This is a genomic window from Chitinophaga agrisoli (genome assembly GCF_008386695.1).
Classification (GTDB): domain Bacteria; phylum Bacteroidota; class Bacteroidia; order Chitinophagales; family Chitinophagaceae; genus Chitinophaga; species Chitinophaga agrisoli.
Window position 1 is genome coordinate 1,537,169 of the sequence record NZ_VUOC01000002.1, and the last position, 12,665, is coordinate 1,549,833.

The 12,665-nt window shown below is 47.5% G+C and carries 13 protein-coding genes and 1 tRNA gene; 6 read left to right on the forward strand and 8 right to left on the reverse strand.

Annotated features, from left to right (window positions below; all coding sequences use genetic code 11):
* Positions 1–49: 49 nt before the first annotated feature.
* The 5 genes from miaA to F0L74_RS13455 form a co-directional block, all read right to left on the reverse strand.
* On the reverse strand, positions 50–952 hold the full coding sequence (gene miaA / locus F0L74_RS13435) for a tRNA (adenosine(37)-N6)-dimethylallyltransferase MiaA (RefSeq protein WP_149838365.1): 903 nt from the start codon (positions 950–952) through the stop codon (positions 50–52).
* The gene (locus F0L74_RS13440; protein WP_149838366.1) at positions 953–1,531 is read right to left on the reverse strand and encodes an IS1096 element passenger TnpR family protein; all 579 of its coding nucleotides are present in this window, start codon (positions 1,529–1,531) and stop codon (positions 953–955) included.
* A 72-nt stretch (positions 1,532–1,603) separates the two neighbouring features.
* On the reverse strand, positions 1,604–3,040 hold the full coding sequence (locus F0L74_RS13445; protein WP_149838367.1) for a CCA tRNA nucleotidyltransferase: 1,437 nt from the start codon (positions 3,038–3,040) through the stop codon (positions 1,604–1,606).
* A gap of 112 nt (positions 3,041–3,152) precedes the next feature.
* Entirely contained in the window at positions 3,153–3,725 is a 573-nt protein-coding gene (locus tag F0L74_RS13450) for an L-threonylcarbamoyladenylate synthase (RefSeq protein WP_149838368.1), read from the reverse strand.
* Positions 3,726–3,768: 43 nt separating this feature from the next.
* Positions 3,769–4,899: a glycosyltransferase family 4 protein gene (locus F0L74_RS13455; RefSeq protein WP_149838369.1), complete on the reverse strand. Its 1,131-nt coding sequence runs from the start codon at positions 4,897–4,899 to the stop codon at positions 3,769–3,771.
* 162 nt (positions 4,900–5,061) lie between these two features.
* Here F0L74_RS13455 and F0L74_RS13460 point away from each other — a divergent pair, with 162 nt between their 5' ends.
* Together F0L74_RS13460 and F0L74_RS13465 are read left to right on the forward strand one after the other, a co-directional pair.
* Positions 5,062–5,874, forward strand: a complete 813-nt coding sequence (locus F0L74_RS13460; protein WP_149838370.1) for a 2,3,4,5-tetrahydropyridine-2,6-dicarboxylate N-succinyltransferase — start codon at positions 5,062–5,064, stop codon at positions 5,872–5,874.
* A 105-nt stretch (positions 5,875–5,979) separates the two neighbouring features.
* Positions 5,980–6,063 (forward strand) — tRNA-Leu (locus F0L74_RS13465).
* 204 nt (positions 6,064–6,267) lie between these two features.
* Here the strand turns inward: F0L74_RS13465 and F0L74_RS13470 are convergent.
* Positions 6,268–6,561, reverse strand: coding sequence for a putative quinol monooxygenase (locus F0L74_RS13470; protein WP_149838371.1), 294 nt, complete (start codon positions 6,559–6,561; stop codon positions 6,268–6,270).
* 108 nt (positions 6,562–6,669) lie between these two features.
* Positions 6,670–7,209 carry a DUF417 family protein gene (locus F0L74_RS13475; protein ID WP_149838372.1) on the reverse strand — a complete coding sequence of 180 codons (540 nt, stop codon included), beginning with the start codon at positions 7,207–7,209 and terminating at the stop codon, positions 6,670–6,672.
* A gap of 170 nt (positions 7,210–7,379) precedes the next feature.
* Between F0L74_RS13475 and F0L74_RS13480 the strand changes: the two genes are divergently transcribed.
* From F0L74_RS13480 to F0L74_RS13495, 4 genes are all read left to right on the forward strand, one after another.
* Entirely contained in the window at positions 7,380–8,996 is a 1,617-nt protein-coding gene (locus F0L74_RS13480; RefSeq protein ID WP_149838373.1) for an aminotransferase-like domain-containing protein, read from the forward strand.
* A gap of 264 nt (positions 8,997–9,260) precedes the next feature.
* Positions 9,261–10,406, forward strand: a complete 1,146-nt coding sequence (locus F0L74_RS13485; protein ID WP_149838374.1) for an alkene reductase — start codon at positions 9,261–9,263, stop codon at positions 10,404–10,406.
* A 70-nt stretch (positions 10,407–10,476) separates the two neighbouring features.
* Positions 10,477–11,211, forward strand: a complete 735-nt coding sequence (locus tag F0L74_RS13490; protein WP_149838375.1) for an alpha/beta fold hydrolase — start codon at positions 10,477–10,479, stop codon at positions 11,209–11,211.
* Between the two features lie 228 nt (positions 11,212–11,439).
* Positions 11,440–12,186: a sulfite exporter TauE/SafE family protein gene (locus F0L74_RS13495; RefSeq protein WP_149838376.1), complete on the forward strand. Its 747-nt coding sequence runs from the start codon at positions 11,440–11,442 to the stop codon at positions 12,184–12,186.
* Between the two features lie 6 nt (positions 12,187–12,192).
* On the opposite strand, the gene F0L74_RS13500 is transcribed toward F0L74_RS13495, so the two are convergent.
* Entirely contained in the window at positions 12,193–12,663 is a 471-nt protein-coding gene (locus tag F0L74_RS13500; RefSeq protein WP_149838377.1) for a hypothetical protein, read from the reverse strand.
* Positions 12,664–12,665 lie beyond the last annotated feature (2 nt).

A 12,665-nucleotide genomic window follows, 5' to 3' on the forward strand; every position in this document is an offset into this window, starting at 1 on the left:
ATAAACGAAGAAATCTTAATACTGAATGTGCTGGTATGCTTAATGCGTATCAGCACATTTCTTTTTGGAGGTATTGCAGAATGGCCTCCTGATCACGGGCATCGAACCACTGAAAGTCTTTGTCTTTACGGAACCAGGTCAGCTGGCGTTTAGCGTATTGGCGGGTATGGGTCTTAATAAGGTCCTGGGCCTGGTCTAAACTGTTTTTTTCATCCAGGTAGTCAAATACCTCCTGGTAGCCTACTGTTTGCAGGGCATTATGGCTGCGGTAGGGTAATACGCTTTTTACTTCCGCTACCAGGCCGGCTTCCATCATACGGTCTACCCGGGTATGGATCTGCTGGTGCAGCAGCTCTTTGGGCAGGGTGATAGCGATCTTAATGATACGGAAATCGCGGGGCGTACGGTTGGCGCTCCGGAAAGCAGTAATGGAGCGGCCGGTGGCTTCCAGCACTTCCAGCGCCCGCATAAGGCGTTGCGGATTCTGGGTTTCTGCAATGGCATAAAAGTCCGGGTCTTGCTGTTGCAGCATTTGCTGCAGCCAGGGCAATCCCTCCTTTTCATATTGTTTGCTAATGGCCTCGCGGATGCCGGGCGGTATAAGTGGCATATCATCTATGCCTTCCGTAAACGCTTTGATATACAGCCCGGTGCCGCCGCACATGACGGCGACCTCTCGCTGCGCAAAAATGTCCTGCGTATACTGCAGGGCCAGGCGCTCAAAAAGGCCTGCGTTTACTTCTTCTTTAATAGAGTGGGAATCAATAAAATAATGCGGTACTGTCTGTAGCTCTTCCGGCGAAGGTTTGGCGGTGCCTATGCTTAGCTCCCGGTAGCACTGCCGGCTATCCGCAGAGATAATAGCAGTATCAAACAACTGCGCCATCCGTATAGCCAGGGCCGTTTTGCCGGATGCGGTAGGACCGGCGAGGACAATGACTGTTTTTTGCATTTAAAAATCCTCTTCTGCGCCTGTTTCTTCTCCTTCTTCGCCCATGCCATCGCTTTCTCCATCATCCTCCCCTTCTTCGCCAAAACCGTCAGCAGGCAGGCCCTCCTTATTGAGGTCGTATTTCTCTTCCATCTCCACCAGCTTATCGCCGATGAGGCCTTTAGTACCGTACTGGCTGGGGGCCAACCCTTCCTTGCGTACGCAGGTAGGATAGGCAACCTTGGCGTTCTCGTCTTTGGTGATACCGATCAGCTCTACCAGGAAGGTCCAGCTTTTGGCAAAATCATAGAGGTAGATGAATTTCTGGTTAGGATCCTTTACTGCTGCAGCAATAGGCGTTTCCACCATCAGCAGGGGCTCTGCCTTGCGGGGCGCGTTGTCTTTTTCAAGGATGATCTCGCGGCCACGCTGCCAGTTATCGTTGCTGCGGAAAAAAGTAGCTTTATGTTTACTGTCAAACTCAAATGCCTGTAAGATGGTCTGATGAAACTGTAAAAAGGATTGATTGGGCTTTATCGCAATATCCCTGTATACGCTTTCATCTTCTTCCCAGTAAACTCTGAATTTCAAAACCGGCATGACAAATATATGTTATAGGTTTTATTAATGCTTTGGCTAAAAATTGGTGCAACTTAATGCAATTTACCATTTTTATTTCACTGGCTTCAGGTTCATTGCGCTTGCCGCATCCAGCATAAAGGCGTAAGCCGCATCATATGTGTTGGGGATGATCCCGTCCAGTATGGCTTCGCGGATGGCGTTCTTCAGATCGCCTACCTGTTTGCAGGGCGACAGCCCAAAGGTTTCCATGATCACTTCGCCGGTTACGGGCGGCTGCCAGTTGCGGATGCGGTCGTTTTCCTCCACTTCTTTCAGGCGCTCCCGCACCAGTTCAAAGTTTTCGAGGTAACGTTTCACCTTCGCCTTATTCTTGGAGGTGATATCTGCCTCGCAGAGCATCATGAGGCCGTCTATATCATCGCCGGCATCAAAAAGCAGGCGCCGTATAGCCGAATCCGTAATATTCTCTTTGGTAAGGCTGATGGGGCGCAGGTGCAGCTCAACCAGCTTTTTTACCAGGCGCATGGGCTCGTGCTGGGGCAGCTTAAGCCGTGCAAAGATACGGGGCACCATCTTCCCTCCCACCGCATCGTGACCATGGAAGGTCCAGCCATGGGCGGGCTCAAAACGTTTGGTAGCCGGTTTGCCTATGTCATGCAGCAGGGCGGCCCAGCGTAACCACAGATCCCTGGTATTCCGGGATATATTGTCCACTACCTGCAGGGTATGGTAAAAATTGTCTTTATGGCCCTTGCCTTCCAGCATTTCCACCCCCACCAGGTCTATCATCTGCGGGAAGATGATCTTCAACAGCCCTCCGCGGTACAAAAGGTCCAACCCTACAGAGGGTTTAGTGGAGAGCATGATCTTATTGAACTCATCGGTGATGCGTTCCTGTGATACTATTTTTATCCGGTGAGCATTGTTCTGTATGGCTTCAAAGGCTTCCGGAACAATGGTAAACTGCAGCTGGGAAGCAAAACGGATAGCCCGCATCATACGCAGGGGATCGTCGCTAAAGGTTTGCGAAGGCTCCAGGGGCGTACGGATGAGCTGTTTTTCCATGTCGGCCAGCCCGTTAAACGGGTCCAGCAGGCTGCCATAGTCTGCCTCGTTGAGGCTGATGGCCATGGCGTTGATGGTAAAATCGCGGCGGAGCTGATCATCTTCCAGGGTGCCTGCCGTTACTTCCGGGTTGCGGGAATGATCACGGTAGCTTTCTTTACGGGCGCCTACAAATTCCACTTCCAGGTCGTTCCATTTGATCTGCGCGGTGCCGTAAGTTTTGAAAAAGGCCACGGGCACATTTTCGCCGGTCATGGCCGCCACTTTATGCGCCAGGGCTATACCATCGCCCACGCATACGATATCCATGTCTTTTGTTCTGCGGTTAAGCAATTTATCGCGCACAAAGCCGCCGATCAGGTAGCAGGGCACACCCAGTTCCAGGGCAGCCATGGCTATCTGTTCCAACACTTTCCGCTCCTGCAGCGTACAGGGGATGTCTATAGGCTTTCTGCTGATCATATGACAAAAAGATATAAAAAGCGCAAAAGTATTTAATAATTGAGAATTAAGAATTAATAATGAAGAATTAGGCAGAAGCGCGCTCAGAATGAAACACTTGTGCCCGGACCGGTCATTCCCTGATTATATCCATTCTGCCATCCTGGTGGATCTTTATAATACGGGAAGGAGGTTTACGCTCCGTATCCTGCTGCCGGTGCTGTACTACATAATTCACGCCACGGCGGATAACAGGGCTGATATCTGCAAATACGCCCGGCGCCGGCTCCCCGCTGATATTGGCAGAGGTGGATACCAGGGGCTTACGGAAGCGTTTGATCAGGTGGCGGCAGAATTCATCCTGTACTATACGTATAGCCACGCTGCCATCTTCGTGCACCGCGCTGGGGGCCAGTCCCAGGGCGCCGTCGTAAATTACGGTGGTAGGACGGTCGAAACCGTTGATAATATTGGCAATATCCGGATGAGGATGGGCAATATGTTTCAGGAGATCGCGCACATCTGCCAGCAGGATGACCATGCTTTTACGCTCATCCCGCTGCTTAAGCGCAAACACATCTTTAACCGCCTCTTCATTGGTGGCATCGCAACCAATGCCCCATACGGTATCTGTAGGGTATAAAATAAGCCCGCCTTCGTGGAGCACTCTAAGGCTGGCGGTGATATCGTTTTCGAAGTCTGACATACGTTTTTATTTGATAAAGAGGCAGCCCCTCTCCTGTTCTTGTTTATAGTCCTTTATATACTTCCATCATGGCGGCGGCGCATTTATCCGCCGTAAAACGCTGTGCATGGGCCCAGCCTTTTTCCCTCATATCCTGTGCCAGCGCCTGATCTTCTGTTACCTGGCGGATAGCCTGCGCAATAGACGCCGGCTGCAGGGGATCCACATACAGGGCCGCATTGCCCGCTGTTTCTGCAAAGCAGGAGCCCCGGGAGGTAATGACCGGCGTACGGCTCCATAACGCTTCCAGGATAGGAATACCAAAACCTTCAAATATAGAAGGATAAAGCAACGCCTGCGCAGCCTGGTATAACAAAGGCATATCCGCATTAGCCGGGCGCTGCCGCTCATTGAGCCATATGATCTGCTCCGTTAATCCATTCGCAGCTATATAAGCTTTTACTTTCTTTTTGTAGGCGCTACCATCGCCTAAAACCACCAGCGGCATATTAAACCGGCCTTTCAACTGCTGCAGGGCCTGTACAATGCCCAGTAGATTCTTACGTTCAATTACGGAGCCTACATACAGCAGGTATTGCTCCGGCAGCCCGTACCGCTGTTTCATGGACTGCAATTCCTGCGGCGTATGCGGCACTGCAAAAGAAGGGTCGCAGCTTTGATAAACAACGGCTATTTTATCTGCCGGTGTATTATAATAGGTAAGCAGGTCTGCTTTTGTCTGCTCGCTGATCGCCACCACTTTATGTGCATGCTCACAGGCATATCTGGCCTTGCGGCGGTAAGTCAGCACATCTATAGGATTATATTGACCGGGGTATCGCTCAAAGATCAGATCGTGCATAGTAACCACCGTCTTTACCCCGCTGTGGTGGATACCAAAAGGGACCTCATGGCTAAGGCCATGATATAGATCTATTCCATCGCGTTGCAGATCGCCCACTACGTATTTACTGCGCCAGGCAGAGCGGAACCAGCGGTGCCATTGCTTTTGCGGCAGCACTGTTTGCATACCAGGGTAAGCGGCGGTGTTGAAAAGGCCTGTTTGCTTAGGCGCAAAGAGATAATAGTGGTGTTCCGGGAAATATGTAGCCAGGGCGCTGATCAGGGAACGGCTGTAGTTGCCCAATCCTGTATTATTCTGAAAAGCCCGTTTGGCATCGAAGGCGATGTTCAACTCTGCTGATTTATTGGTTTTACGGTGTGTAACGGATAGGCAACTAGCGTTGACCGTTAATACCGGAGGGCAAAGTAAGCAAAAATTTTGCGAGTGCAATATGGGCATCTCCACTGGATAAAGTCCCCTCACTATTTTATATTTGTGCAAAAATTATCACCAATGGAGCTAAAAGAACTAATCCAGGCCGCTTATACCGATCGCAAATTATTAGAGGAAACTCAGTATTCAGATGCGATAAGGGCGGTGATAGAAGCTGTAGACAAAGGTAAATTAAGAGTAGCGGAACCCACCGACAATGGCTGGCAGGTGAATGAGTGGGTGAAACAGGCCATACTCCTTTACTTCTGCATACAGCCTATGGAGACTATGACCCTTGCGCCTTTTGAGTTCTACGACAAAATGAAGCTGAAGAGCAATTTTAAAGAGCTTGGCGTGCGCGTAGTACCCCATGCAGTAGCCCGTTACGGCGCTTATATTGCTAAAGGCGCTATCCTGATGCCTTCTTATGTGAACATTGGCGCTTATGTAGGCGAAGGCACTATGGTGGATACCTGGGCAACAGTAGGCTCCTGCGCCCAGATAGGCAAACATGTGCACCTGAGCGGCGGCGTAGGTATTGGCGGCGTACTGGAGCCCCTGCAGGCCAGCCCTGTAATTATTGAAGATGGCTGTTTCATTGGTTCCCGTTGTATCGTGGTAGAAGGCGTACATGTGGAAGCAGAAGCGGTGTTAGGCGCCAATGTTGTGCTGACACAGTCCACCAAGATCATTGACGTTAGCGGCAGCGAGCCGGTAGAATACAAAGGCCGTGTACCAGCCCGCAGCGTAGTGATACCGGGTACTTATACCAAGAAATTCCCCGCGGGCGAATACCAGGTTTCCTGTGCCCTGATCATTGGTCAGCGTAAAGCATCCACTGATCTGAAGACCAGTTTGAACGATACATTGCGTGAATTTAGCGTAGCAGTATAAAGATCTTATTGAAGCCTATAGCGGGTAACCTGGCATGGTTTCAAAAAAATTTGGAAGTTTTAAAAAAGTGCATACCTTTGCAATCCCTAACACGGTAAATGGATTGCCCAGATGGCGAAATTGGTAGACGCACTGTGTTCAGGTCGCAGCGTTCGCAAGGACGTGCTGGTTCGAATCCAGTTCTGGGCACCGCTAAAAGGTCGGAAGAAATTCCGGCCTTTTTTGTTTTTGGGGTGGTTCATATCTGGTCCTGTATGACTCTGGTCTTTGTTTTCTAATATCGCTTATACGCAGACATTACGCAGTCCATTAAAATCAAAAAAGCCACAGTACACTAAAACGGTACTATGGCTTTTCCGCCTTTAAAGAACTTTATAAACGTGATTTGCCCGGCTATTTAACCGCCAAAATGTCCACCTCTTCAATCGATGGGGCTTTAGCAAACAAGTCCGGCGCTATGGCCATTAGTTCTGCAGCTAATTCGCCATGCAAATGTGCGGTTCGCGCTTCTGCTGTCTCAAAAGCATCGAAAACGCCAAAAGTGGAAGGCCCCAGTTGTAACCCATACCAATTGACAGTTAACGGCTCTTTTTGAGCCAGGAATAGTCCATTTTTAATAAACGCAGCCGCTTCCTGTTCTTTCCCGGGCTTAGCCTCTAAGCGTACCAGAAATCCAAATTTTACCATTTTGTTCTTTGTTAGATGATTAGAAATAATGATTCAATATTTTAGCCTGAAGTACCTGATGGATCTGCTATTGTTCTGGTGGTGATTTGAGATCTCTTCCATTGTCTGCTATTTCCCGGGGTGTTGGTCAAGCACTGCTTTGTGCCCAAATTGACTGATAAGGTATAAGGAGGCCCCAAGGTTCAGCACATCTTTGAAAAGAAATAGCCCTAAGAAGCTCATATAGTTAATCCCATTTACATTAACCAGCGCCCCGGGAGTGGTAATTAACATGGTACTGGTTACGAAGAACATCACCACCGCCACTGCTCCGCCAACCACGCCAGCCTTCGGTTTAAACATGCCGGTGATGATCAGGATGGCTGCAATAACCTCAGTAAGCCCGATCAGATCGGAGCCATGATAGACGCCAAAAAGCTTGAAATGCCAGCTGATCAGCGGACTGTTATCCACCAGTGGAACAATACCATCCGCACCGGGCGCCGTCATCTTATAAGAACCGGCCCACAATAACATCACGATCATACCAGTGCTGATCACAGTGAAAGGGAGATTTTTCCGGGTTATCCAGTTGGCCAGTTTGATGATCATACCCTGTCCTTCTGCATGCACATCTTTATCTTCGGAGATGATGGCTGTGTTTTTCATTGTTAACCTTTGATTTTAATTTCAAAAAAGTTTTACCAGGGTAAAAAGTTGGGAGTTGTCAAGCGTCTTCATGCTTATATGTTTAATATTGAAACGCTTTCTATGCCTCAAAGCTAAGCGCAAAATCTACAGCAAAACCGATACAGTAATCATCTAAAAAACCATAACAGTTGACGTCATGGGCACGATGGAGATATTATTGGTATAAACTAAAAAATGATACCTTTGAAGGGGGAATTCCTTTATTTGAATATTTGAAGGACATGGATAAAAAATTCAAATACGAGCAGATTGTCATCAAGATCGAGCAGCTTATTTTGAAGCTTAAGCTTAAACCAGGCGATAAAATACCTTCTGTCCGGTTCGTCTGCAAGGAGCTCGGGGTTAGCCTGGCTACTGCGGTACAGGCTTATGCGATCTTAGAGTCAAAAGGCATGATCTTTTCAAAGCCAGGCTCCGGCTACTATATCAGTGCCAATTCAGATACCCGTTTACAGACCATCAGGGAGCAATCATTTGTTACATATCCTTCATCCGTAGAGATCAATACGATGGCAAGGGAGATGGTCAAAAACCCACGTAAATATGGAGTAACGAATTTTTCCACCCTTGCTCCTGCAAATGAGCTGCTTCCCATAGCACGGCTTAATAAAGCCATGCAGGCTTCCGTAAAAGAGCAAGCGCTGGACAATCTCCCGTATCCGTTCCTGGAAGGACATCCCCGCCTTATTAAACAGATATCCCTGCATACATTTGAATGGCAACTAAGCCTGGCGCACGATGAGATCCTGGTTACAAATGGCTGTATGGAAGCCATCAATCTTTGTCTTGATTTCTTAACCAAACCAGGAGATTTAATCGCCGTCGAATGTCCTACTTACGGCGGGATCCTGCAAAGTATGGAAGCCAGGGGATTGAAAGTGATTGGGATCAGCGTGAATCCGGTTACCGGTTTAAACCTCGATGAGCTTGAGAAAGCATTGTCTGCGTATAATATTACGGCTTGCGTCTTTTCGCCAACCTGCCATAACCCCCTGGGCTGTTCAATGCCGGATGCCAATAAGATAAAGCTGGTGAACATGCTTAATGAAAGGAATATTCCCCTGATCGAGGACGACGCACTGGGAGAAATTTACTTCGGTAATGTCAGGCCGCTTCCTGCTAAGGCATATGACAAAAATAATAATGTGCTTTATTGCTCGTCGTTTTCGAAATCACTCTCTCCCGGTTACCGGATAGGATACGTTTCCGGAGGTAAATATCATACTGAAATTGAAAAGCTAAAGTTTGCCGCAAACATATCCACCAACACCATACTGCAGGATACAATTGCCCGCTATCTGGAAAGCGGGACTTATAAACTGCACTTAAAAAAATTGCGCATAGCGGCTCAAACCCAGATATTAAAGTACCGCGACGCCATCAGCCAATATTTCCCAACGGAAACAAGGGTTTCGATCCCGGCGGGAGGTTATAGTTTGTGGATCGAACTGCCAGATAAAATTAACTCACTTAAGCTGCAGCAATTAGCTTTGGAAAACAAAATTGCATTCTGTCCCGGTCCTATATTCTCCACTTCAGAAGCCTTCCATCATTATATCAGAATCAATTGCGGTCAATTATGGACGCCTAAAATAAAACACGCCCTTCAAAAATTGGGCGATTTAGTAAAATCACTGAGCCACAGCTCCGAAAATGCTACTGCGGATCTAAAGACATTAGCAAACATTGGCGGGCCTGTTTCAATTGGCAATGAACTTAACCAACCTCCATCTCCGGCAATTTAAACTCCTCTCCCCAGCTCCTGCCCAATTATCGATTTAATTTACAACAACAGTGGTATGACATTTAAAATGACGCCAACTGTTATGGTTTTTTATGCAGCTACTGTATCAGGTTTTATAATGATTTAGCCCTCAACTTTGATCAATTCAGAAGCTGATAAATAATTGCCCCGATAAGCATGCTGAAAATCCAGCAGAACAAGGTTTAAAAGCACTCAATCGGGATAACGCAAACGAGAATCGATAATAAACAAGAAAATATTTAATATGCAAACACAATCATCAAACGGAGCTGACTTTCACAACTCCAAACTTTTTACTCCGGTAAAATTAGGCGCCATAGCCTTAGATCACCGCATAATAATGGCTCCGCTTACCAGGCTAAGAACCGATATGCCAGGTAATATCCCCAATGATATGATGGCGCAGTATTATGGCCAAAGAGCGACAAAGGGAGGGCTAATTATCTCAGAAGCAACAGTTGTTTCAACAAATGGGCATGGCTACTTAGGAGCCCCGGGCATTCACACCAGGGCACAAATGGAAGGTTGGAAAACGATAACTAGTGCTGTCCATGCTAAAGGTGGAAAAATATTTAGCCAGTTGTGGCATGTTGGCCGTCAATCCCATAGCGATTTGCAACCTGACGGTGGCCTGCCTGTAGGGCCTTCGGAAGTGTTTCATGAGAATTTTGCAATTACCGCGAATGGCTGGGTTCCTGTAACTCAAAACCGTGCATTAACGATATCGGAAATACATGCCATTATTAAAGATTTTCGCAAAGGTGCAGAACACGCAAAAGAAGCCGGCTTTGATGGTGTGGAGCTCCATGCCGCTAATAGCTATTTGATAGACCAGTTTTTACAGGATATCTCCAACAAACGTACCGATCATTATGGTGGCCCAATTGAGAACCGTGTCCGCTTTTTGTTAGAAGCGCTTGAAGGATTGGTTGCTGTCTGGGGTGCTGATCGTGTTGGGGTACGTATCACACCAAACGGAACCTGGGGTAATATGGGCGACTCTAACCCGGCTGCGCTATTTGGTCATGTTGCTGAACGCCTGAATGAGTATGGATTAGCCTATCTGCACGTAGTGGAGCCTCGTATTCTGAACAATATTGAAAAAGAAGAAGCATATGTGGAACCAATTGCTGCGGGCCAATTACATCGGATTTTTAAGGGCCCTATCTTGTCTGCTGGTGGCTATACCCGTGAAGACGCTGAAAAAATCCTTCAAAAAGGCGATGCAGCGGCAGTTGCCTTTGGACGTTTCTTTGTTTCGAACCCTGATCTGGTAGAGCGTTTTAGAAACGGATATCCATTGAATGCTTACAATCGTGCCACTTTCTATGGCGGAAATGAAGAGGGGTATATTGATTACCCTTTTTATCAGTCTGCAGTTAACGCATAATTATAGCTCCTTGAATAATAGCATTCCTATTAACATCCAATTTTGATCTTTAATTATAACAAACCATTAAATGGAACAAGTTAAACACCACCTCAGACCCACCATCGTGCTTGTGCATGGAGCCTTCGAAGACGCATCCATTTGGCATGTAGTGATTCAGTTGCTCCAGCAAGACGGCTACCCGGTCGTTGCCTTTGCTAACCCACTGCTGGGCGTTGCCGCTGACGCTGCCTATTTGCGCAGTTTATTGGACAAGATCGACAGCCCTGTGATCCTGGCGGCACACTCTTACGGCGGAGCTGTCATCACCCAGGTGAGCGCAGACGAGCCGAAGGTCAAGGGCCTGGTCTATGCGGCCGCCATTATTCCGGCAGCAGAAGAAGCTGCAACCAATTTGCTCGAACGGTTTCCCGGGAGTACATTCCCCACGTCTGTAGAGGCAACCTCCTATACCCTGCCTGACGGAACCAGCGGCACGTATCTTCTTTATCAGGCCGATAAGTTCCATAATAACGTTGCTGCCGATGTGCCCGCGAGCACGGCCGCTCTGATGCTCGCCACTCAGCGCCCCATGAACCTGGCGGCACTGACTGAGATCGTGACATCCGCCGGTTGGACGAACAAACCGAGCTGGCAAATCAGAACACTACAGGATCTCGCCATTCCCCTGGACGAGCAAAAGTTCGAAGCAGACCGGGCGCACTCCCATGTTACCGAGGTCAACTCCTCACATGCGGTCACCGTTTCTAACCCGGATGTCGTTGCTGAAGTGATAAAACAGGCCGCCCGCGCAGCAGAAGAGTAAGGGCTTCCTGAACGGCATTTCACCAAAATGGCTGTTCGAAAGTGAGTAAATGATCCCCAAATAAAAGCACTAAAATCCTTCATAAGTTATGTATGAGAGGTTTTTAGTGCTTCCTGATATGAAGTACTTCATTATAATAGCTATGACTTTCAAAGATTAGCAATAAAATCGCTTCATTTTAATATCTTGCGCTGTCATTGTATTTGAGTATTGTTTGCGCAGAGAATTATGGATTATACAATAGCAGGCATCATTGCCATCAGTTTCATCGCTACTTTAATAAGATCAACATTTGGATTTGGAGAGTCCCTGGTGGCGGTTCCATTATTTATCCTCTTTCTGCCAATTGAGATTGCGGTTCCCCTGTCTGTATTACTGTCTGTTTTGATAGCACTGATCGTTGTAGTACAGGACCATAAACAGATCCAGCTTAACAGCGCCAAATGGCTTATTTTATTTGCACTCCCGGGTATCCCCCTGGGGCTTGCTATCCTGCTGTATGGTAATGAACTACTGGTAAAGGTGGGGCTTGGAACGCTGATGATCCTTTATTCCCTGTATGCGCTGCTGGGGAAACAGGTTATCAAACTACAGCAAGATAACATGTTCTGGCTTTTTATTTGCGGCTTTTGCTCTGGTGTTTTTGGGGGCGCCTACGGCATTAATGGCCCTCCTTTGGTGGTATATGGCAATATGCGCCAGTGGAGCGCCAAACATTTCAGGGCTACTTTACAGGCTTATTTCTTACCCGCCAGTCTTGCAGGATTAGCAGGGTATTTTATAAAGGGCCTTTTTAATCCAACATTACTGAAGTATTTCCTGATAGCACTGCCTGCTGCTATCCCGGCTGTGTTCCTGGGCCGTTATTTCAATCATAAGCTAAAAGACAGCGCATTCTTTAAGTATGTGTACATAGGATTGATCCTGATAGGCATATTTTTGATCATCAATACGCTATACGCCAGATCCAGCTGAACAAGATCAGGCATCTTCCAAACTGTACCGGATATCATCCAGCGCCAGGATCTCCAGGTAGCTATCATACCCTACCAGCAGGAAATGTTTGAACCCTCTTGCAGCAAGCGGCTTGTAAAGATCCTTCTCTTCAAACCATGTTGTATTCACTACTTCATAAAAGTATGGATTTGGGCAGATCCCTTTTTCCTGGAAAAGAGGATCAAACTGCTTCCAGTCAAACGCGTCTTCGAGGAAATTACCGTCAGGGCCTTTTATTTCATATTCATTGTAATGATGTTCTCCAAAATTGAAATTGAAGAACCTTATCTCCGCAAAAGAGGGGAAACTGATACTTACCCGCTTTTGCATGCCATCCGCTAGTTTTACAATGGTACCTGCGACCAATGTATCTGCTTCTGCCCCTTCTATGTTTATTCCATAGGCGCTGGCCTGCCATTCAACGGATACCGGCGCCAGTTTCAGTTTTTCTTTCATGG